This window comes from Acidobacteriota bacterium (assembly GCA_016196065.1).
Taxonomy (GTDB): Bacteria; Acidobacteriota; Terriglobia; order Terriglobales; family Acidobacteriaceae; genus Acidiflorens.
Genome location: JACPYL010000012.1, coordinates 659,320 through 679,759 on the forward strand (window position 1 = coordinate 659,320; position 20,440 = coordinate 679,759).

Here is a 20,440-nt window from a genome sequence, read left to right on the forward strand (position 1 = left end):
AACCTTCCGGATAGGGCTTGCCTGCTCAGGCTAGCAGGGGCATGTCCCTTTCGTCACCTTGATTCACGCAAGTTTTTCTTATATAGACATTCTATATACAGGAAGGCAGGCTCATATGACCTCGATCGACGCGCAGATTAAGCGGGGGAGCGCCGAACTTGCCGTTCTCACACTGCTCGCGGAGAACCCGCTGCACGGCTACGAAATCGCCAAGCGTATCGAAACCGAGAGCAAAGGCGTGTTGCGGTTCGATATGGCATCACTCTATCCCATGCTTTACCGCTTTGAACGAAAGGCCTGGGTCAAGGCCGAATGGCAAACGCTGCCCAACGGTCGTCGCCGTCGCTGCTACCGACTTACACCAGCGGGCAGGAAGCAAATTGAGCCGCTGCGCGCCCAGTGGCGTGCTTTCTTCCAAGCGCTTCAGAACGTCACGGGGTTTCAAAATGCCTGACTGGAAAAAACTGATCCGGAAACACGTGGTTGCACTGCGAGTTTGCCCTGCTAGCTTTGGCGACGAACTCGTAAATGAATGGGCGAATCATCTTGAAGATTCCTTCGAGATGTTCCAGAACGAGGGATTGTCTAGGGAAGATGCGTTGGGCCGGAGCCTGGATCAGATCCGCCAGTTCTCGGGGATAGGTTCACAGCTGCGGATCTTAAGGGAGGCACTCATGCGTGGCTTTACGAAGCAAGTTGCACTGCCAGGCGTGCTTACGTTTGCATTGGCAACGGCTATCGGCGCAGCACTCGATTTCGCTAATATCAGGCCGAAAACCATTCTTTTCAGCGATGGACTATTCCTGTCGCTGCCCCTCCAGTTGCTCAGTTTGCTTCCACTTTGTGGAGCGATTGGCGCGTACCTCTCGCATCGCAACGGTGGTTCGGCTCTTCAGCGCATTGCTGCGTCTATGTTCCTCCCCGCGATCATGGCGGTGCTATTCGTCGCCACCGCCGTTGCGGGAGGGATAATGTCGCGATTGGTTCCAAACTATGGATGGAATGCCTCGTTGGTTGTTCGAGGCCTTGCACTCTGGCTGACAACCTATGCAATCTTGCCGGCAATTCCCCTTCTTCTGGGGTCTGCCGCCGAGATCAAGGTCAGTTCGATGCGCACACACCCGATGTGAACGGGGCAGCGCGCGGCAAAACCGCGCTACTGCGCCAGTTCGTATCCGGCAAAAAAGAAACTCAACTCAAAGCGAGCGGTGTCTTCCGCATCCGATCCGTGGATCGCGTTGTATTCGATGGTGCTCGCCCACTTTTTGCGGATGGTGCCTTCTTCGGCATTCGCAGGGTTGGTAGCGCCCATAAGTTTGCGCAGATCGGCGATGGCATTTTCTTTTTCGAGCGCCAAGGCGACGACGGGGCCGCTTGACATGAAATCCGTCAGCGAGCTGTAGAACGGGCGGGCCGCATGCACGGCGTAGAACTGCTCGGCCTGATGCTTGGAGATCTCCAGCATCTTCATGGCGAGGATATGGAAGCCGTTCTTTTCGAACTGCTCGATGATGTCTCCGATCGCGTTCTTCTTGACCGCGTCCGGCTTGATGATGGTGAGAGTACGCTGCAGGGTTTTCATGGAATTTGTCGTTTGTCCTTGGTTCTTAGTCGTTGGTCGTTGGTCATTCGCTTAAAATCTCGATCTCGCGCGATTCCTACGCCTTTGCGGTCGCACCAATCGCGGCCGCAAGTGTTTCGCCGATGTCGGCGGGGGATTTCGCCACCCGGATACCGCATTTTTCCATCGCCGCAATTTTTTCGGCGGCCGTGCCTTTGCCGCCGGAGATGATCGCTCCAGCATGGCCCATACGGCGGCCGGGAGGCGCAGTCTGTCCGGCGATGAATCCGACGACTGGTTTCTTCATGTTGGCTTTCACGAAGTCGGCGGCGAGTTCCTCGGCGTTGCCGCCAATTTCTCCGATCATGACAACCGCTTCCGTTTCCGGATCGCGATTGAACAGATCCAGCGCGTCGATGAAGTTCGTTCCGATGATGGGATCGCCGCCGATGCCGATCGCGGTCGATTGTCCGATGCCGCGCTGCGTCAGCTGGTGCACCGCTTCATAGGTCAGCGTGCCAGAGCGCGAAACGATGCCGACGTTGCCTTCTTTGTGAATGCTGCCGGGCATGATGCCGATTTTGCATTTGCCGGGAGAGATGATGCCGGGACAATTCGGACCGATCAGGCGCGAGCGGCGGTCTTGCAGAAATTCCCAGGCGCGGACCATGTCAAGCGTCGGGATGCCCTCGGTGATACACACGATGAGCTCGATTTCGGCATCGGCGGCTTCCATGATGGCGTCCGCGGCGAATGGAGGCGGAACAAAAATCACGGTCGCGTTGGCGCCGGTTTTGTCGGCCGCTTCCTGCACGGTGTTGAAGATCGGCCAGCCTTCGTGGGTCGTGCCGCCCTTGCCGGGAGTGACTCCGCCGACTACCTGCGTTCCGTACGCGGCGGAGGCCTTGGCGTGAAATGTTCCTTCGCGTCCGGTCAGGCCCTGCACGATCAATCGCGTCTTCTTGTTAACCAGAATTGCCATGATTGCTCTTTCCTGAAAAACTAAGCTTTTGCGGCTGCCACTACTTTGTCGGCTGCATCCTTCATCGTCTCTGCGATCAGGAAGTTCAGGCCGGATTCTTTCAGAATCTTCTTGCCTTCTTCAACGTTGGTGCCTTCGAGGCGCAGCACGACCGGCAACTGAATATTCGTTTTGCGAGCTGCTTCGACGACGCCGCTGGCGAGCGTATCCACGCGGAGAATCCCGCCAAAGATGTTGATCAGCACGGCTTTCACGCTCTTGTCGCTGAGCAGGATTTCGAACGCATGCGCCACTTGTTCGGCATTGGCGCCGCCGCCGACGTCGAGAAAATTCGCCGGCAGGCCTCCCGCATACTTGATGATGTCCATGGTGGCCATGGCGAGACCGGCGCCGTTCACCATGCAGCCGACGCTGCCATCAAGCTTGATGTAGTTCAGGTTGTACTTCGAGGCCTCGACTTCGAGCGGGTCTTCTTCCGTAAGATCGCGCAGGTCGCGGATGTCGGGATGGCGGAAGAGTGCGTTATCGTCGAAAGTCATCTTCGCGTCCAGCGCAAACACGCGTCCATCGGTCGTCGTAATAAAAGGATTGATCTCGACCAGCGACGCATCTGTTTCCAGGAATGCACGGTAGAGGCCAATGAGAAATTTCACTGCGGGATTGATCTGGGCGCCGGTGAGTCCGAGGGCGAACGCGATCTTGCGCGCCTGGAAAGCTTCCAGTCCCATGCCCGGATCGATGTGCTGCTTCAGGATCGCTTCGGGATTCGTGGCCGCCACCTGCTCGATGTCCATGCCACCCGCTGCGGATGCCATGAAAACGGGCTTGCCTTCCGCGCGGTCGACGAGGATGCCGAGATAGAGTTCCTTCTCGATGGGCAACGTTTCCTCAATCAGCAAGCGCCGTACGACTCGGCCTTCGGGTCCGGTCTGGTGCGTGACGAGTGTCATGCCGAGGATTTTGCCGGCGAGTTCACTGGCTTCCTGCACGGACTTGGCAATCTTGACGCCGCCGCCCTTGCCGCGCCCGCCGGCATGGATCTGCGCTTTAACGACTACGCCTGTGGCTCCAGCGTTGAACAATTCCTGCGCTGCAGCTTCGGCCTGTTCGCGGGTTTGCGCCATGGTGCCGCGCGGCACCGTCACACCGAACTTCCTCAGGATTTCTTTCCCCTGATACTCGTGAATCTTCATAATGATTCCTGGATTGCGTACTCGCTCGATTTCAAACTGAGAGAACCCCGCTTGCAGATTCGGAGAGCAGTCAGCAAACTTCCAATTTTATAGGACGTTCCGGCAATCGGCAAAGGATGACGGCACAAGCAGGCGTGATCACGGTCACTGCCGGGGCCGGAGCCAGATGGATATTGCCATCAGTCCCGAACCAATCAACAAGTATTTCCAGGCTTGGCCATCGTGCGCTTGGTAGCTTCGAAAAACATAAACGACGGTAAAGAGGGCGATCAAAACGTACGAGCACCAGTGCGTTTTAGATTGAAAGCGCTCATACCACGTCTGCTTGCTGCCACCATCCATCAGAACCATGATGTGCGTCTCTTTGGTGATTTGCTTTGTCAGGATAATTATCACCCCTTTTGCAACAGAAACCTGCATCGCGTCACCGACCGCGGTAGTCTGATAGGCAATATGAAACTGGTATCCGTGAATGTCGGCATGCCGCGTCTGCTGAGCTCGAAGGGCGCAACTTTCAAGACCGGGATATTCAAGAAGCCCGTTGCCGGGCGGATCATGCTGCGAAGAACCAATCTGGACGGCGACCGCCAGGCCGACCTCTCCGTGCATGGCGGGCCGGGCAAGGCGGTGTACGGCTATCCGTCGGAACATTATCCCTTCTGGCGCAAGGAATTGTTGCTCGACGAATTGCCCTGGGGATCGTTGGGTGAAAACTTCACGACCGAGGGTCTGCTCGAGACCGGGGTGAGTATGGGGGACCGGTTCCGCCTCGGGTCAGCGGAGATCGTCGTCACTACTCCCCGCATGCCTTGTTACAAACTGGCGGCGAAGTTTCAACGCGACGACATCATTCAGAGCTTCCTGCGCAGCGGGTTCAGTGGTTTTTACTTTTCTGTGGCGGAGGAAGGCGAAGTGGGTGCGGGTGACGACTTCCAGCTTCTTGGAAAAGAAACTCCCAGCCTGACGATCGCCGAGATCAATCATATTTACTTCACCCCGTCGCCGGATGTTGCGTTGCTCAAGCAGGCAGTGGAAATCAAGAGCTTGCCCGAAAGCTGGCGCGAACGCTTTCAATCGCGCATCGAAGCAGCCCACCACAAACAGCGGATTTGAAAGGATGTGTCTGCTGGAGTAGTTTGGAAAACAGAAATGATCACCGAAGTCCTTCACCGGGTAGTGAACCACCGCACCTCTCTCTCGCGCGCTGAAGCACGAGAGGTGATGGCGGAAATCCTTACGGGGAAGTGCACCGACGCGCAGATTGCGGCGTTGCTGGTTGGCCTGCATATGAAGGGCGAGACGGTGGAAGAGATCGTTGGATTCGCCGAGGCAATTCGTGGAGCGGCGACGCATCTGGAACTGCATGGAAATTCCGTCCTGGACGCGAGCGGCACGGGTCGCGATGCGCTCGTGGATACATGCGGCACGGGCGGCGATGCCAGCGGCACATTCAATATCTCAACCGCGACGGCGTTTGTGGCGGCGGGTGCAGGCGTGCGGGTTGCAAAACACGGCAATCGCAGCGTCACCTCGAAGTGCGGCTCGGCGGATGTGATGGAGTCGCTGGGCGTCAACATCAACTTGTCGGCGGCGCAGGTGGCGGCGTGCCTGGATAAAGTCGGCATTGCCTTTCTGTTCGCGCCCGCGATGCACTCCGCGATGAAGTATGTGCAGCCTGTCCGTCGAGACCTGCGGCTACGCACGGTCTTCAATCTGCTTGGGCCGCTTACGAATCCGGCGCGCGCGACTTGCCAGGTGGTTGGCGTCTATGCGGACGATCTGGTGGACAAGCTGGCGGAAGCCCTGAGCATGCTGGGATTGCGTCGGGCGCTGGTTGTCCACGGGAGCGACGGGCTGGACGAAGTCACGATCTCGGGGCCTACGCGGATCGGCGAAGTACGCAACGGCAGCGTACATACGTACGAAGTGACACCAGAGGAATTCGGCCTCAGTCGCGCCGCGCTCGATGACATCGCGGGCGGAGATGCCGCGTTCAACGCATCATTAATCCGCGATGTACTAGCCGCGAAGCAGTCGGCTCACCGTGATGTCGTGATCCTGAACGCGGGCGCCGCACTCGTGGCCGCTGGTCGAGCTGATCATTTAAGGGATGCAGTGCCGCTAGCGGCGGAGGCGATTGACTCAGGAGCGGCCCGCGAAAAGTTGCAGGCCCTGGTTAATTTCTCCGGCCATCCAGAGTTGTCATCCTGAGCGATGCCAAGGACCTGCTGCCTCACTAACTGCTACTGACTACTTCCCACTCGCCTGTTGTTTCAGTTTCTCAATCTGCTGCAGGTGGTTGGCACCGTGGATGCCGATCCGTTGGATAATTTCGGCGACGTTCATTTCTCGTTGAAATTCGGGGCGGTGAGCAGACTTCTTAAGGTCGGCTGCGTTGACTTGCTTCAACAGGCGCAGGTTGTGATGGCGCGCGATTCCATAAAAGGCGACGAGTTCGGCCGGAGGCGTATCCATGTAGTGCAGGTTGCGTGCCCATGCATCCTGATCGAGAGGCGCGATGACGGGCTTTTCATCAGCGAGCATTTGGCGCATACGATATCCGACGACGATCTCCATGTCGGCGAGGTGACCGAGAATTTCGAGTACGCACCATTTGTCAGGCGATGGTTTGTAGCGCAAAACCTTATCTGGCAGGCCTGAGACGGCAAGCGCGATCTCTTTCGGGCTTTTTTCGGCAGCGTCGAGGAGCTTCTTGATTTCGGTGTCAGTCATGGGGTGAACTGGTCTTCATAGTTATTGGTAAATGTTAGGGGGGCGCTCGCTGTTCGTCCTTCGCGGTCGCTAACGCAAACCGCATATGGAGAGCGCGCGGGCACCAGATTAGCAAGTACAAATTGCAAATTGCTTTACTTTACTTCCACCTTCTCCAGGTACGCTGCCACCTGTACGTTCCATCCCAATTCTTTCTTCATCGTATCTTGCAGTTGGGACGAGGCAGCAGGTTCGCCGTGCACGAGGTACGTTACGCCTGGTTGATTGGTGAAGGTGTGCAACCATTGCAGCAGTTCAGGTGTATCGGCGTGGTCGCTGAACTGTTCGAGAGCCGCGATCTGCGCACGGATGGGTACGAACTGTCCAAAGATTTTGACTTCCGGCGCTCCACTCTTGATGATTCCGCCGCGCGTGCCCGGAGCTTGAAAACCGATGAAGAGGACCAGGTTCTTTGGGTCGGGAAGGCGCTGAGCAAGATGATGCAGAATGCGTCCGCCGGTGACCATGCCGCTGGAAGAGATAATGATGCAGGGAAACTGGCTCGCGTTAATCTTCTTTGATTGTTCCGCAGTGAGTGCGAACGTCAATCCTGGCCAGTCGAGGGGCGATCCATATTTCTTGATCAGATCGGCGGCTTGCGGCGTGTACTCCTCGGAATGCTTCAAGTAGACGTCGACGGCCTTGATCGCCATCGGACTGTCGCAATAGACGGGCACGCGCGGAATCTGTCCCGACTCCATCAACTCCTTCAGCATGAAAATAAATTTCTGGGTTCGTTCGACTGCAAATGCCGGGACTACAACGCTACCGCCGCGTTGCACAGTTTCACGAATCAACCGGGCAAGTTCGGGGCGCGGGTCAGTGTCAGGATGTTTGCGATTGCCATAGGTGGATTCCATGACCAGAACGTCGGTGGCTTCGCCTTCCTGAGGTCCGGAGTGCACGATTTTTCCGGGAGCAATCTGACTGTTACGCACGCGTCCAATGTCGCCTGTAAAGAGCAGGCGGCGCGATTGACCGTCGGTCTTGAGCGTAAGCTCCGCCATGGTCGAGCCGAGGATGTGAGCGGCGGGTACGAAGCGGAATGAAAGTTCGGGGCTCACTTGCGTCGTCTGACCGACGACGACCGGCTTGAAATATTGCATGCAGTTCTGCGCATCCAGCAGCGTGTACAGAGGCAGTGCCGGATCGTGCTTGGATGCTTTGGTCTTGTTGTAGTACGCCGCATCTTCTTCCTGCAGGTGACCGGAATCGGCGAGCACGATCGAGCAGAGTTCGATGGTAGCTTGCGTTGCGTAGATGGGGCCGCGAAATCCTTCTTTCACCAGGCGGGGAATCCAGCCGCAGTGGTCGAGGTGCGCGTGCGTAAGGATAACAGCATCAATTTGTGGAGACGGAACTGGAGGTTCCTGCCAATTGCGCTCGCGCCATTCTTTTTGTCCCTGAAATAGGCCGCAGTCGATCAGGACCTGAAGGCCCTGTTTGCCGGTCGAATCAATCGTGGTGTTGATCAGGTGTTTCGAGCCAGTCACGGTGCCGGCGGCGCCGAGGAATTGAATGTAGGACAAGAGTTCCTCCAGTCGAGATGATCAAGAGAATCTAACACGAGGGCAGAGGTCAGAGGTCGGATTGCCGAGGTGAAAATCCAAAGCTGTGAGGCCGGTACTTATCTTTGCATTCTGACCTCGAACCTCTGACCTCAGGCTACTACTCGGAAATCTTGAATACGTTGTTGGTCAGGTCGCTCTCCGGCACACTGCCATCATTGACGACGACTTCGGTGGCGGTGCCGGGCACTTCTACGCGAGTGGTGGCGGTGGACTTGGCGCGAACCTCGATCCGGCGCGTGATTTCGCCGGTACCGAAACGAATCGTGAAGGGAACTTCAGCTCCGGCAGAGCCCAGATTTTCGATGGTGACGGTCGCGAGTTGGATGTCTTTCGCGCCCTTCCACAGATGCACGGACAGCACGCGGAGGTCAGGTAAGCCGCGATCGTGATCGACCCAGTCGTCAAAGAACCAGTCTAGATCGCGCTTGGCTGCTGCTGTGACGAGTTGCTCCAGATACCTGGGGTTGGTGTCGTCCGCGGCGCGATATTTGTGGAGCACCTGCTTGAGTGCATCCTCGCCGATCATGTCGCGCAACATCCACCAGACGTAGGCGGCTTTGCTGCGGTAATAACTCTCATCAAAGGTGGTCGTCAGTGGCTGACCGGAATTTTTACCTTCTGCCACGGTCACTTCTTTTTCTACTTCTACGAAAGTGGTGCGATGCAGATTCAGAAAATCGATGGCAGCGGACCGGCCGTTCTGCTTTTGTTCGCGATACAACGCTTCTGCGAAATGAGCGAGGCCTTCGTGGACCCAGGGACGCGGAGAAGAGAATGCAGAGTGCACGAGTTCGTGAACCAGATTGATCTCGGCCTGCTTACCATCCTCGCGCGCCAGGGACGTCAGCAGCAGCGTTCCGCTCTCGAAGGGCGCTGCCTTGGGATCGAGCAGGTCTGCTATTGCGATGACCGTGTTGGGTGTACCAAACCATTCGGTCACGAACTTCGTGGCAGGGGCAACCGAGTCTCCGTAGATTGCAGCGCCCTCTTCGTGGCCCGGCATCGTGTAAACGCTTACCTTCGACGAATCACCAGCGGAGACATGCTTGTAATTCGCCACGACGAAAGAAGGAGTGATACAGGCAACGGGCTCAAACCGGCGCTCGGAGCAAAAATAAGACGATGAGGGGTGATCCTTTTCTCCCGCTGCGCTGCCTCGAACTCCACTAACGGCATCGCCCATGAGCACTGCTTCCGCGGCCGCCGGACTTTCCGAAGTGCAAAAGCGGACGATCATTGAACTGGCAGCGGCCCGTGCTCTCCACCGGTCTGCCACCTGAAACATGCTGTTGCCTTCGGAGAAATCCGCCGCCTCGGTCGCAATCGGATACCACGCTACGTAGCCTGCTCCGCGCACGGCGGTGAACTTCGGACTGATCTGGTCCCAGCTGGCGTGTTTGGCGATGTCTTCGGGGACGCCAATCTGCGTGAGCCGGGATGAGTCCTGGGCAATGGTGCCCTCGTAGCCGACTTCCAGTTCCACGGAATCCTTCGGCTTGATCTCGGCCGGTAACGTGACGATGGCTTCAGAGAGCGCGCCGGTGTGATCGATGTCGGAAACGTAAGGCTGCGAGACGTACTGGAGGGCTTTGTCCCCTGCCTTGATGGAACGCCAGGCAAGCGATGCCGAGATTTGCAGGACGGCTATTTTCTGGGGTTGGGTGGAATCGTTGCGGAGCGTGATTTTACCGCGCGCGCCGAGGCGTTGCTGCTCAGGTTCGAGACGAATCTCCAGATCGTATTTTGTGAAGGCAAAGGCTTCACGATCGATGGCCAGGGCAGAAGAGCTCAGGCAGCAGAGCAGGACGAGCGCCCAAAAGAACCTCATGATTACTTCGATGCGGCCGGACGCCGCTGGCGCACCACTTCAAACAATACAATTCCTGCCGCTACCGACACGTTGAGTGACGGAACCTGTCCCAGCATCGGGATGGAGACGAGAAAATCACAGTGTCGCCGGACGAGGTCATGCAATCCCTTGCCTTCGGCTCCCAGGACTACGGCGCAATGCATCTTGTAGTCGACTTTGTCGTAAGTTTGCGGACCGCGTTCGTCGAGTCCAACGACCCAGATGTTGTTCGATTTCAATTCCTCGAGTGCGCGCGAGATGTTCGTCACTTTCGCGATCGGAAGATGTTCGCTGGCCCCGGCAGAAACTTTGGCGACGACGCCTGTAACGCCGGCGGCGCGACGATCCGGGACTACTACGCCGTCGGCGCCGGCAGCGTCGGCGGTCCGCAGGATTGCTCCCAGGTTGTGCGGATCTTCGACGCCGTCCAACACAACGATCAGCGAGTGTTCGGCGCGGCGCGCAGCCAGCAGGTCGTCGAGGTCGTTGTATTGCTTGGCGGAGGTTACGGCGACGAGTCCCTGATGCGCGGCGTTGCCAGCCAGTTGGTCGAGTTCAGTTCGCGTCAGGAAGCGAACTTGCACGCCGATCTTGCGGCACTCGTCGATCACGCGCTTGAGGCGGATGTCCTTGCGTTCGGAGGCGACACCCACCCATTGAAAATTGCGGCCTCGGGCTTTAAGTGCTTCGACGACGGTATTGATTCCGTAGAGAACGTTCATGGCGAAGACTTAGTTTACTCTCTGCCCGATGCTCTGACTTGAAACCCCTGGAAACTATCATCCTGAACGAAGCAAGGGATCTGTACTGCGGTTCCCTCACTTCGTTCGGGATGACAGTTCCTAGGGTTCGAACACCGGCGTCAGCCCGTCCCGCTACAGCCTGCTAGACTAAAAACTTGGGAGAAGAACCGTTGAACAGTGTCTATATCGTGTCGGCGGTGCGTACGCCGATCGGAAAATTCGGGGGTACGCTGGCTTCGCAGACCGCGGCTGACATGGGTGTAGTCGCGGCCAAAGCTGCGATGGAGCGGGCTGGAGTTCGTCCGGAACAGGTCGAAGAGGCGATCTTCGGCAATGCGCGGCAGGCGGGCGGCGGGCCGAATCCAGCGCGGCAGATTTCGATCCGCAGCGGCGTCCCGCAGGAGGTCCCGGCCTACACGGTGAACAAAGCGTGCGCTTCGGGAATCAAGAGCATCGCACTCGGCTTTCAGGAAATTGCCACTGGGAATCTGGAATGTGTTCTCGCGGGCGGCACCGAGTCGATGTCGCGGCTTCCTTATTATCTTGAGGGCGGGCGATGGGGATACCGGATGGGCCATCAGGAACTCGTCGACGGCATGTATCGGGACGGATTTTTTTGTCCGCTGGCAAAAATGTTGATGGGAGAAACGGCGGAGGTGTTGGCCGAGCAGTACAAAATTTCCCGCGAAGTACAGGACGAGTTCGCATTGGTTTCCCAAAGGCGTGCGGCGACGGCTCAATCGAGCGGACGCCTGGACGCGGAGATTGTGCCGGTCACGATCGAAGGGAAAAAAGGTTCTACGATTTTCGCGCGCGACGAACATCTGTTTCTTGAAGCGACCCCGGAAAAGATGGCCAAGCTTGCGCCGGTATTTTCAAAGACGGGCACGATTTCAGCAGGCAATTCGTCAGGCATCACGGATGGCGCGGCGGCAGTTGTGCTCGCCAGCGAGAATTTCGTGAAGAAAAACAATCTGAAGCCATTGGCGAGGATCATGGCGGCTACTTCCGCCGGTGTCGACCCGAAAATCATGGGCATCGGGCCGGTCCCCGCGATTCGCAAGATGGAAGCGAAGCATGGCCTGAAACTCGCCGACTTCGATCTCGTTGAACTCAACGAGGCATTTGCTGCGCAAGTGCTGGCCTGCGATCGAGAATTACATTTCAACCGCGAGAAGTTGAACGTCAACGGTGGCGCCATTGCACTGGGGCATCCGATTGGATGTACGGGAACGCGGATCACGGTCACGCTCGTTCACGAAATGTTGAAGCGCAAAGCGAAGCGCGGTCTCGCCACTCTGTGCGTGAGCGGCGGCATGGGGATGGCGCTGGCGATCGAAAATGTCTGAACGTCACAGGTAGTCCCCTTCGGGGGTTCCGTTCGTTTCAGCGCTATACTCAACGGAGATATTGTTCGCCTGCGGCCAAGTGCTTATGCCCATTTCTGCCGTTATCGTCGACGATGAACAACTGGCCCGCGATGAACTGGCGTTTCTTGTCCAGAGTGGTGGAGAGGTCACGGTTGTGGCGCAGGGCAAGAACGGGCTGGAGGCAGTCAGCCTGATAAAAGAGCACAGTCCCGACCTGGTTTTTCTGGATGTGCAGATGCCGGGGCTCGATGGCTTTGGAGTCATCAAGAAATTACTCGACCGCAGGTTGCCTCTTCCCAAGATCGTGTTCGCTACCGCTTTCGACCAGTACGCGGTAAAAGCGTTCGAAGTGAATGCGGTGGATTACATCCTGAAACCTTTTGACAAGAAGCGAGTGACGCAGGCGGTGGAAAAGGCACGTGCGCAGATTGGCGAGAATTCCGGGTCGGATGAAAAACTGGACGCGCTGGTTCGCATGCTGGAGTCGCAGAAGTCGCAGACTGCCAAGATCCTGATCAAGGCGGCAGGACGGTTGCTGCTAGCCGATCCGAAGGACATTTGCTACGCAACCATCGATGATGGAGTGATCACTGTGGTCACCACCGGGCACGCCGGCATGGAAGGACAGAGTAACTGCCGCACGCTCGAAGAACTCAACGAGAATCTGAATCCCAGCCTGTTCTGGCGGGCGCACCGTTCGTTTCTGGTCAACATTCATCACATCCGCGAAGTGGTGCCGTGGTTCAAGAGTTCCTACCAGCTCCGCATGGATGATAAGAAGCAGACAGAAATTCCCGTCAGCCGCGCACAGACCCGCCGCCTTCGCGAACTCTTCAACCTCTAGGAATCCAAAAAAGAAAAAACGGGCGGCCCAAAAGTGCGCGGGGCCGCCGCGGGGGAGGAATTTCTATGAGGCGATGGCCTGCAATGCGATCCGATTCGCGATCACGAGGGTTGAGCCTTCCAGGCGGATCAACTCTTTTCGTTTCAGATCACTCAGCAGGCGGGTCACGGTTTCTCGCGAGGATCCGATCATTTGAGCGATTTCTTCATGGGTGAAATTTGAGGCGACGCGCACCTCCAAGTTGCGTGGCTCTTTCGCGGCCCACGAAAGTAGAAGGCGAGCTAGTTTCTCGGTGGAACTGCGCGCGAGGAGAAGATCGTGGACATCGTGGAAGGCCGATCCGATCTCCTGCCCCAGAAGCCGCGCGCATGCCAGCGCGGCGTGACTATTGCAGCTGACCAGGTTGAGAAAGCTTTCGCGGTCGACGAATTTGATCTGACAAAGCTCAAGCGTGGTTGCTTCGATCGGGGAGGGCGTACCGGAAACGACTGCACTCAAGCCGAGCACCTGGCGATCGCCCGCGACCTTGAGAATGACGGTCTTGCCGTCTTTCGCTTGCACGGAAAGTTTTACGCGGCCGGAGCAGACGATGAAAACGCCGCGTGGCGATTGTCCTTCCGTCATCAGCAGGGCATCGGGCGGGTACAGTGTGAGGTGTCCCATGCCATGTAACTCGGCCAGGAGCGGATCCGGCAGGGAGCAGAAATCGCCCTCCCGGCGCAACGTGCAGCTTAGACAACCGTCGGAAAACATGAAGCGGCGAGGCACACGCATAGAATTCCTGCTCGCCACAATCGGGCCAGTCGATGTCGCGGTCGCGGAGAAACTGAAGGTGCCGAGCATGCTTCGACGGTGCACCCTAACAGCCATCTCGCCGGCATTCGCGAATCAAAGAAAGCAGGCTAGTTACTGCGGAACTAGAGTTCGATGAAGGAGTTCACTCGACGGAGGGTTGGCAAGATTGCCCAAAAACTCGGCAGGGCATCAATCCAAATATTCAGTACGCGATATGCCAAGTTTCTGAAGCTTGTATTGAAGGGTGGTGCGTTTCAGTCCCAAACGGGCTGATGCTCCGCGCGGGCCGGAGAGAACACCTCGGGTCTGGCGCAGGATGTCGATGATGTGGTCCCGCTCGCGGTCGCGCAGGGTGCCTTCCGAGCCATTTTGCCGGCGAGCAATTTCTTGTCGTAACTCGGTCAGGGGAGCACGTAGCACCGAGCCTTCGGAAAGGATTACAGAGCGTTCAATGAAATTCTCCAGTTCTCGAATGTTGCCCGGCCAGTTCCACTGCATCATGGCGTCCAATGCTTCCTGGGGAACGGTTTCAATATGGCGGCCTAACCGTGCCGAGGACTTTTCAACGAAATGGCGAACCAGCGCCGGAATGTCTTCGCGGCGTTCACGCAGTGCAGGGAGATGGAGCGGAAAAACATGCAGCCGGTAGAAAAGATCGCTGCGAAACTGTTTCTGTTCCACCGCGAGCGACAGATCCCGATTGGTGGCGGCAATCAGACGTGTGTCCACGCGAATGGTCCGCGTGCCGCCCAGACGTTCGAACTCCTGATCCTGCAGTACCCGGAGCAATTTGGGCTGCAGTTCGAGAGCGATTTCGCCGATCTCGTCGAGAAACAGAGTGCCCTTGTCGGCCAACTCGAGCCTGCCAATCTTCTGGCTCACGGCGCCGGTGAAGGCGCCTTTTTCGTGTCCGAATAACTCACTCTCGAGCAGGCCGGTCGGAATGGCGGCGCAGTTCAGTTTGATGAGGCTACGCTCCTTGCGCCGGCTCATGCTATGGATTGAGCGCGCGATGCGTTCTTTGCCGGTGCCGGTTTCGCCGGTGATCAGCACCGTGGAATCGGTCGCCGCAACAATCGAGGCGTAGTCCAGAACACTTTTCAGCGCAGGGCTACGGCCTACAATTTCGTTCCACCGCATCTCGCCGCGGATTTCACCTTCGAGCTGGCGCTTATCGCTGGCCAGGCGGTGTTTTAACTGCGCGATTTCGCGATGGGCACTGGCATTCCGGATTGCGGAGGCAATCAGGTTCGCTACCTGCTGCAGGTATTCGATATTGGCCGGACTGAATGCGTTCTTCTCCGTACTCCCCAAGTTGAGGGTTCCCCACGGCCGATCGGCGGCAATCAGGGGGACGTTGACTAACGACTGTACTCCGGTCGTACGCAAGGTGTTGCCGAGTGGCGTATCCAGCCGGGCCAGGTCTTCTGCGGTCCAGACGACCGCTTTGCGCGTTTCGAGAGCGCGCCGCGAGAGAGCTTGTTTCACTGGTACATGATCGCCCTGAGCGTGATATGCGTCCCAGGGATGGGTATCGGCGGCATATCGACGCAACGACGTACCATCTTCTTCCAGCAACGTGAGTGCGGAAAAGTCGTGACGGATGATTCCGTGGAGGTCGGCGAGAATATTCGCAGACAGATCCTCCAAGTCCAGGTTTGTGCCGAGATCCCTGCCGATTGTGACCAGGCCCTGCAGTCGTTCGAGCTGAATCTCCGTCGCATGATAAGCTTCCCGATTTTCCAGAGCGAAGGCGAGCACGTATGCGATGCGCCGCAAGAATTCCAAGTCCGCCGCGTCGGGAACACCGGGACGAGTTGTGCCGATGCCGAGCGCTCCGAAACGGTTTCCCGGTGTGGTCAGGGGCTCCGCGGAATAGGAACGCACGCCCTGTTGACGGAGTTCCTCCGTGCAGAGCGGGAAGCGCTTCTCCGATTCTACGTCGGCGATGGTCACCGCCTGCTGATGCGTCCAGATCCACCCGCCGAAACAGTCTTCTACCGCAAAACCATCGAACTGTCCGTGGTCTTCGGGTCCCTTCCAGTAGTGGGTGATCATGCAGTTCTGGATAGGGTCATAGAGGGCGAATTTCAGGTAGTCGCAAGCGGTGACGCTGAGAATGCGGGGGGCTAATTCTTTGAGGATGTCGGGAAGGCTGGGTGCCCGAACGACGAGTTCGGTGGCCTCAACAAGCAACTGATCCCGATTAACAACTATTTGTTCTGAGGCTGGCCGTTGAACGTACGGCAGGTCGGTTTGGCGACGCGCATCTTCTCCTGTGCGAGGAGAGTTCTCCGCCATGTGCGTACCTCATCAATTCTTCCGCACGGTTACAGCGCCGGGCAGCAGATTTGGAGCGTCAGATTATCGGGTGGTCGCCCTCCGCTTTGTAAGGCGGTGCGACGGGAGTTTCTGGAACATCTGGCACGCAGTCGCCAGTTCCTCAGTTGGGAACCGGTCGTTCTCTCCCGGACGGGAGCCCCCTCAGGTCAGCGTCACCAGTTTTTCGGATCGTGCTTATAAAACCAAAACACTGTATCTTAGCTGTTAGTAATTAGCAAACCAAGGATTTTCAAGGGTTTATCGAATAGGATTCCCGTTATGGCACGCGGCTTTGAAAGTAAGTCGGTGGAGCAACAGCAGGCTGAGATGCTGGATCGCCGTCCTCGGAACGGTCCACCCCCGACTTTGGCCGAGCAAGACAAGAACCGCAAGCGGCAAGGCCTTTTGTTGTCCCGAACCAACCTGGAGCGACAACTGGGAGCGGCTGCGAATCCCCGACATCGCCAGATGTTAACTGAGGGTATCGCCGAACTCGACCGGCAACTGGCTTTACTGCAATGATTTACGCTTGAAAGAGGAATTCTTCCCTCCGTTCCTTTCGATACCCGCTATAACGAAAAGCAGAGTCGAGAAGCGCATGTCTCACGTTATAATGAGGGTGCTCATGAAGGCCTACGTTTACGTTTCGCTAAAGAAGAGCGTGCTCGATCCCCAGGGAAAAACCATCCAGGGTGCGCTCCATAAGATGGGATACAAAGGGTTGCAGGACGTGCGACAGGGTAAGTACTTTGAATTGTCGCTGAACGGCGGCCTTTCCAAGGATCAAGCCCATGCCGAAGTCGAGCGGATTGCGCGCGAAGTCCTTACTAACCCGGTGATCGAAGAGTTTCGTTTCTCCCTCGAAGAATAGTTTTCAGCTCTTACCCTAGCGGCGAGCCGAAGATCGTCAAGAAGACCCGAAAGAATACCGTCCCCCAACCATTGAACGAAGGAGTCATCATCCATGTGCGGCATTGTCGGATATGTGGGGAAGAAGGATGTTGTCCCGGTCATCATCGAAGGCCTGCGGCGTCTTGAGTATCGCGGGTACGACTCTGCCGGAATTGCCGTAGCCGGCAATGGCGAAGGCTTGCAGATCCGGCGCGCCGAGGGCAAACTGCGGAACCTGGAAGAAGTGATCCGCGCAAAGCCGCTGGATGGAACGTTTGGCATCGGGCATACGCGCTGGGCCACGCATGGCCGTCCGACAGAAGAGAACGCCCACCCGCATCGGGATTGCACCGGCCAGATCGTGGTCGTGCATAACGGGATTGTCGAAAATTACCTTTCGCTCAAACGCAGGCTAAAAGAAGAAGGCCACAAGTTCACGACCGAAACCGATACGGAAGTGATTGCCCACCTGATCGAGAATCATTACTTGAAAACTGGTAATGGACATCGTCCTACGCTCGAAGATGCCGTGCGAAAAACCGTGAAGGAACTGACGGGCGTGTTCGCGCTGGTCGTGATCGCGGTCGATGATCCAAACAAGATTGTGGCGGCTCGGAATGGTCCGCCGGTTGTGATCGGAATTGGCAAGGACGAATATTTTGTGGCGTCCGACGTGCCCGCGCTGCTGGAACACACGCGCGATCTTTTCTTTCTGGCCGACGGGGACCTGGCGGTGATTACGCAGTCGGGAGTGAAGGTTTCCGATTTCGACGGCAAAGCCGTGGATCGCCCGGTGCAGCGCATCACCTGGGATCCGATCATGGCGGAAAAGGGCGGATTCAAGCATTTCATGCTCAAGGAAATCTACGAGCAGCCGCGTACGATCCGCGACACGACCATTGGGCGCGTTTCGCAGGACACGGGAAGGATTTTTCTCGACGAGATGCACGTCAGCGACGCTGAGTTCAAGGCGCTGAAGAAAATCAATATCACTGCCTGCGGTACCAGTTGGCACGCAGGGTTGGCGGGCAAGTTCATGATCGAGAGTTTGGCCAGAGTCCCCGTCGAAGTCGATTATGCCAGCGAGTGGCGTTATCGCGATCCCATCATGGGGCCGGACACGATGACGCTGGTGATCTCGCAGTCCGGTGAAACGGCCGACACGATCGCCGCGCAGCGGGAAGCAAAAGCCAAAGGCTCGAAGACCCTCGCCATCTGCAACGTGGTCGGATCGATGATTACCCGGGAAGCGGCGGGAACGATCTATACGCATGCCGGCCCGGAAATTGGCGTTGCGTCGACCAAGGCGTTCAGCGGGCAACTTACTGCGCTGTATCTATTCGCGTTGTATCTCGCACAAGTGCGCGGCACGTTGGCTCCGGAACAAGCCAAAGCACTGGTGCAGGAACTCACCCACATTCCCGGGAAACTGGAACAGCTTCTTACGCACGACCAGGCCTGTGAAGATCTCGCCAAAATTTACGGACGGGCACAGGACTTCCTCTTCCTCGGCCGCGGCATTCACTATCCCATCGCTCTCGAAGGGGCGCTTAAGTTAAAGGAAATTTCCTACATCCACGCGGAAGGATATCCGGCGGGAGAAATGAAACACGGTCCGAACGCGTTGATCGATGAAAACCTGCCGGTAGTGATCATTGCGACCCGTGATGTGAACAGTCCTGCATCGATGACACGCTACGAGAAAACGATTTCGAACCTGCAGGAAGTCAAAGCGCGCTCCGGCATTGTGATCGCGCTCGCGACTGAGGGCGACGACGAAATTGCCGGGAACGCCGATCATGTCCTCTATGTTCCTCCGGCGCCGGAAGAGTTGTCGGCGATTCTGGAAATTGTTCCCCTGCAACTACTGGCGTATCACATCGCGGTGCGCAGAGGATGCGACGTGGACCAGCCGCGAAATCTGGCAAAGTCGGTGACGGTAGAATAGCGAGCGGGCGATTTCCGGCCGTATCGGCAGAGCGACGCAGGGTATGCAAAAGATCCACAGAACAATTGCGTTGGCGGTGGTGCTATATGTTGGCACTCCACTGCTTTTGCGTGGCCAGGCTGCACCGGAGAATTTGATCCATGTAGAAATCGCCGGGTTGCGCAGCGAAAAAGGCCAGGTTCTGTGCGCGCTGTTTTCCTCTGCTGCTGATTTTCCGAGGCGAGGCGACAAGGCAGTCGCACACGCCGGCTCCGGGATATCGCAGGGCCGCGCGGTTTGCGATTTTCCGAACATCGCGCCGGGAACTTATGCGGTCTCGGCTTTTCACGACGAAAATTCTAACTCCAAAATGGACTCCAATTTTCTGGGAATTCCCCGGGAGGGCGTCGGTGCCTCGAACGATGCCAAGGGCCGCTTTGGACCGCCGAAATTTGATGCTGCCTCCTTTCGTTTTGCAGGCGGTCGCGCTGACCTCAAGATCACCCTCAGCTACCTGTAGCTGACCGCCCGCACGCCCTGTTCGCCCCTTGAGGCCTTACAATACTTGCGATTCCAAGGAGATCTCCCCGTGTACGTTGCCGACAGCCATCGCTACGATTCCATGCAATATCGCCGCTCGGGACGCAGTGGCATTCACCTTCCCGCCATTTCGCTTGGCCTGTGGCACAACTTCGGCGGTGTGGATAATTTCGAGAACGCGCGCGCCATGTTGCGCCGTGCATTCGACTTGGGTATCACGCATTTTGATCTGGCGAACAACTATGGTCCTCCCTACGGATCGGCGGAAGAGAATTTCGGCCAGATTCTGAAAAAGGACTTCCTCCCGTACCGCGACGAACTGATTATTTCGACCAAGGCAGGCTGGGACATGTGGCCGGGGCCTTATGGAGATCTCGGCTCGCGGAAATACATCCTGGCGAGCCTCGATCAGAGCCTGAAGCGGATGGGGCTGGAGTATGTCGACATTTTTTATCATCACCGTCCCGACCCTGATACGCCCATGGAAGAGTCACTGGGCGCGCTCGATACGGCTGTTCGTTCGGGAAGGGCGCTCTATGCCGGGATCTCGGCTTACAACGCGAAGCAGACAGCCGAAGCAATCAAGATCATGCGTGCGCTGGGGACGCCCTGCCTGATTCACCAGCCGAAGTATTCCATGCTGGTGCGCGATCCTGAGCAGGGACTGCTCGATGAGCTGGGAAAAGAAGGCGTGGGTTGCATCGTATTCAGCCCTCTGGCGCAAGGACTGCTTTCCGATCGCTATCTGCAGGGCATCCCCACCGACTCGCGGGCGGCGCGCGATTTTTTTCTAAAGAAGAAAGACATCGACGAGCGCAAGGTCGCCATGCTGCGTGAGTTGAACAAACTGGCGCAGCAACGCGGGCAATCGCTGGCGGAGATGGCTGTTTCGTGGGTGTTGCGCGATCCGCGCGTCACCAGCGCCCTGGTTGGAACGAGCAAAGTGCAGCAGGTGGACGACAACGTGGCCGCGCTCAAGAACCTGAAGTTCTCGAGCGAGGAGTTGAAGAAGATCGACGGCATTCTCGCGGGGACGGGGGCTTAGGTGGAGCCGACGCGTTCTTTGTAAAGACGCGGCTT

The 20,440-nt window shown here is 57.3% G+C and carries 20 protein-coding genes; 11 read left to right on the forward strand and 9 right to left on the reverse strand.

Annotated elements, in window-relative coordinates; translation table 11 throughout:
- Nucleotides 1–115 precede the first annotated feature (115 nt).
- Nucleotides 116–454 (forward strand): PadR family transcriptional regulator, encoded by a 339-nt coding sequence (locus HY010_15070; protein MBI3477052.1) that lies wholly within the window; start codon nucleotides 116–118, stop codon nucleotides 452–454.
- Nucleotides 447–1,130, forward strand: a complete 684-nt coding sequence (locus HY010_15075) for a hypothetical protein (GenBank protein MBI3477053.1) — start codon at nucleotides 447–449, stop codon at nucleotides 1,128–1,130. Before HY010_15070 ends, HY010_15075 begins: the two co-directional genes overlap by 8 nt.
- Before the next feature lie 26 nt (nucleotides 1,131–1,156).
- Here HY010_15075 and ndk read toward each other — a convergent pair whose 3' ends face one another.
- The 3 genes from ndk to sucC all read right to left on the reverse strand — a co-directional run bounded on the left by ndk (nucleotide 1,157) and on the right by sucC (nucleotide 3,736).
- A complete protein-coding gene (ndk, locus tag HY010_15080; GenBank protein ID MBI3477054.1) occupies nucleotides 1,157–1,582 on the reverse strand; it encodes a nucleoside-diphosphate kinase in 426 nt (141 codons plus the stop codon).
- Nucleotides 1,583–1,658: 76 nt separating this feature from the next.
- Nucleotides 1,659–2,543 (reverse strand): succinate--CoA ligase subunit alpha, encoded by an 885-nt coding sequence (sucD, locus tag HY010_15085; GenBank protein MBI3477055.1) that lies wholly within the window; start codon nucleotides 2,541–2,543, stop codon nucleotides 1,659–1,661.
- Nucleotides 2,544–2,563: 20 nt separating this feature from the next.
- On the reverse strand, nucleotides 2,564–3,736 hold the full coding sequence (gene sucC / locus HY010_15090) for an ADP-forming succinate--CoA ligase subunit beta (GenBank protein MBI3477056.1): 1,173 nt from the start codon (nucleotides 3,734–3,736) through the stop codon (nucleotides 2,564–2,566).
- A gap of 453 nt (nucleotides 3,737–4,189) precedes the next feature.
- Between sucC and HY010_15095 the strand changes: the two genes are divergently transcribed.
- Both HY010_15095 and trpD read left to right on the forward strand, forming a co-directional pair.
- Nucleotides 4,190–4,849, forward strand: coding sequence for an MOSC domain-containing protein (locus tag HY010_15095; protein ID MBI3477057.1), 660 nt, complete (start codon nucleotides 4,190–4,192; stop codon nucleotides 4,847–4,849).
- A gap of 36 nt (nucleotides 4,850–4,885) precedes the next feature.
- On the forward strand, nucleotides 4,886–5,947 hold the full coding sequence (trpD, locus tag HY010_15100) for an anthranilate phosphoribosyltransferase (GenBank protein MBI3477058.1): 1,062 nt from the start codon (nucleotides 4,886–4,888) through the stop codon (nucleotides 5,945–5,947).
- A 39-nt stretch (nucleotides 5,948–5,986) separates the two neighbouring features.
- On the opposite strand, the gene HY010_15105 is transcribed toward trpD, so the two are convergent.
- The 4 genes from HY010_15105 to rlmB form a co-directional block, all read right to left on the reverse strand.
- Complete coding sequence (locus HY010_15105; GenBank protein MBI3477059.1) at nucleotides 5,987–6,469, reverse strand: DinB family protein; 483 nt, start codon at nucleotides 6,467–6,469, stop codon at nucleotides 5,987–5,989.
- 134 nt (nucleotides 6,470–6,603) lie between these two features.
- Entirely contained in the window at nucleotides 6,604–8,037 is a 1,434-nt protein-coding gene (locus HY010_15110) for an MBL fold metallo-hydrolase (GenBank protein MBI3477060.1), read from the reverse strand.
- A gap of 139 nt (nucleotides 8,038–8,176) precedes the next feature.
- On the reverse strand, nucleotides 8,177–9,907 hold the full coding sequence (locus HY010_15115) for a hypothetical protein (GenBank protein ID MBI3477061.1): 1,731 nt from the start codon (nucleotides 9,905–9,907) through the stop codon (nucleotides 8,177–8,179).
- A gap of 2 nt (nucleotides 9,908–9,909) precedes the next feature.
- A complete protein-coding gene (gene rlmB / locus HY010_15120; protein ID MBI3477062.1) occupies nucleotides 9,910–10,650 on the reverse strand; it encodes a 23S rRNA (guanosine(2251)-2'-O)-methyltransferase RlmB in 741 nt (246 codons plus the stop codon).
- Between the two features lie 191 nt (nucleotides 10,651–10,841).
- On the opposite strand from rlmB, the gene HY010_15125 reads away from it, so the two are divergent.
- The gene (locus tag HY010_15125) at nucleotides 10,842–12,020 is read left to right on the forward strand and encodes an acetyl-CoA C-acetyltransferase (protein ID MBI3477063.1); all 1,179 of its coding nucleotides are present in this window, start codon (nucleotides 10,842–10,844) and stop codon (nucleotides 12,018–12,020) included.
- 85 nt (nucleotides 12,021–12,105) lie between these two features.
- A complete protein-coding gene (locus HY010_15130) occupies nucleotides 12,106–12,885 on the forward strand; it encodes a response regulator transcription factor (protein MBI3477064.1) in 780 nt (259 codons plus the stop codon).
- A gap of 63 nt (nucleotides 12,886–12,948) precedes the next feature.
- Here the strand turns inward: HY010_15130 and HY010_15135 are convergent, their stop codons facing one another.
- Nucleotides 12,949–13,659, reverse strand: coding sequence for a Crp/Fnr family transcriptional regulator (locus HY010_15135; GenBank protein ID MBI3477065.1), 711 nt, complete (start codon nucleotides 13,657–13,659; stop codon nucleotides 12,949–12,951).
- Between the two features lie 210 nt (nucleotides 13,660–13,869).
- Complete coding sequence (locus HY010_15140) at nucleotides 13,870–15,981, reverse strand: sigma 54-interacting transcriptional regulator (GenBank protein ID MBI3477066.1); 2,112 nt, start codon at nucleotides 15,979–15,981, stop codon at nucleotides 13,870–13,872.
- Nucleotides 15,982–16,281: 300 nt separating this feature from the next.
- Between HY010_15140 and HY010_15145 the strand changes: the two genes are divergently transcribed.
- The 5 genes from HY010_15145 to mgrA all read left to right on the forward strand — a co-directional run bounded on the left by HY010_15145 (nucleotide 16,282) and on the right by mgrA (nucleotide 20,405).
- A complete protein-coding gene (locus tag HY010_15145; protein ID MBI3477067.1) occupies nucleotides 16,282–16,524 on the forward strand; it encodes a hypothetical protein in 243 nt (80 codons plus the stop codon).
- A gap of 103 nt (nucleotides 16,525–16,627) precedes the next feature.
- Entirely contained in the window at nucleotides 16,628–16,873 is a 246-nt protein-coding gene (gene purS, locus HY010_15150; GenBank protein MBI3477068.1) for a phosphoribosylformylglycinamidine synthase subunit PurS, read from the forward strand.
- Nucleotides 16,874–16,966: 93 nt separating this feature from the next.
- Nucleotides 16,967–18,841, forward strand: a complete 1,875-nt coding sequence (glmS, locus tag HY010_15155) for a glutamine--fructose-6-phosphate transaminase (isomerizing) (protein MBI3477069.1) — start codon at nucleotides 16,967–16,969, stop codon at nucleotides 18,839–18,841.
- Between the two features lie 43 nt (nucleotides 18,842–18,884).
- On the forward strand, nucleotides 18,885–19,340 hold the full coding sequence (locus HY010_15160; GenBank protein ID MBI3477070.1) for a DUF2141 domain-containing protein: 456 nt from the start codon (nucleotides 18,885–18,887) through the stop codon (nucleotides 19,338–19,340).
- Nucleotides 19,341–19,442: 102 nt separating this feature from the next.
- The gene (gene mgrA, locus HY010_15165; protein MBI3477071.1) at nucleotides 19,443–20,405 is read left to right on the forward strand and encodes an L-glyceraldehyde 3-phosphate reductase; all 963 of its coding nucleotides are present in this window, start codon (nucleotides 19,443–19,445) and stop codon (nucleotides 20,403–20,405) included.
- Nucleotides 20,406–20,440: the final 35 nt, after the last annotated feature.

Excerpts from the sequence above, each read along its gene's own strand:
- HY010_15070 (MBI3477052.1), top strand. The coding sequence starts at position 116 with ATGACCTCGATCGACGCGCAGATTAAGCGGGGGAGCGCCGAACTTGCC.
- HY010_15075 (MBI3477053.1), top strand. The coding sequence starts at position 447 with ATGCCTGACTGGAAAAAACTGATCCGGAAACACGTGGTTGCACTGCGA.
- ndk (MBI3477054.1), bottom strand. The coding sequence starts at position 1,582 with ATGAAAACCCTGCAGCGTACTCTCACCATCATCAAGCCGGACGCGGTC.
- sucD (MBI3477055.1), bottom strand. The coding sequence starts at position 2,543 with ATGGCAATTCTGGTTAACAAGAAGACGCGATTGATCGTGCAGGGCCTG.
- sucC (MBI3477056.1), bottom strand. The coding sequence starts at position 3,736 with ATGAAGATTCACGAGTATCAGGGGAAAGAAATCCTGAGGAAGTTCGGT.
- HY010_15095 (MBI3477057.1), top strand. The coding sequence starts at position 4,190 with ATGAAACTGGTATCCGTGAATGTCGGCATGCCGCGTCTGCTGAGCTCG.
- trpD (MBI3477058.1), top strand. The coding sequence starts at position 4,886 with ATGATCACCGAAGTCCTTCACCGGGTAGTGAACCACCGCACCTCTCTC.
- HY010_15105 (MBI3477059.1), bottom strand. The coding sequence starts at position 6,469 with ATGACTGACACCGAAATCAAGAAGCTCCTCGACGCTGCCGAAAAAAGC.
- HY010_15115 (MBI3477061.1), bottom strand. The coding sequence starts at position 9,907 with ATGAGGTTCTTTTGGGCGCTCGTCCTGCTCTGCTGCCTGAGCTCTTCT.
- rlmB (MBI3477062.1), bottom strand. The coding sequence starts at position 10,650 with ATGAACGTTCTCTACGGAATCAATACCGTCGTCGAAGCACTTAAAGCC.
- HY010_15130 (MBI3477064.1), top strand. The coding sequence starts at position 12,106 with ATGCCCATTTCTGCCGTTATCGTCGACGATGAACAACTGGCCCGCGAT.
- HY010_15135 (MBI3477065.1), bottom strand. The coding sequence starts at position 13,659 with ATGCGTGTGCCTCGCCGCTTCATGTTTTCCGACGGTTGTCTAAGCTGC.
- HY010_15140 (MBI3477066.1), bottom strand. The coding sequence starts at position 15,981 with ATGGCGGAGAACTCTCCTCGCACAGGAGAAGATGCGCGTCGCCAAACC.
- HY010_15145 (MBI3477067.1), top strand. The coding sequence starts at position 16,282 with ATGGCACGCGGCTTTGAAAGTAAGTCGGTGGAGCAACAGCAGGCTGAG.
- purS (MBI3477068.1), top strand. The coding sequence starts at position 16,628 with ATGAAGGCCTACGTTTACGTTTCGCTAAAGAAGAGCGTGCTCGATCCC.
- glmS (MBI3477069.1), top strand. The coding sequence starts at position 16,967 with ATGTGCGGCATTGTCGGATATGTGGGGAAGAAGGATGTTGTCCCGGTC.
- HY010_15160 (MBI3477070.1), top strand. The coding sequence starts at position 18,885 with ATGCAAAAGATCCACAGAACAATTGCGTTGGCGGTGGTGCTATATGTT.
- mgrA (MBI3477071.1), top strand. The coding sequence starts at position 19,443 with ATGCAATATCGCCGCTCGGGACGCAGTGGCATTCACCTTCCCGCCATT.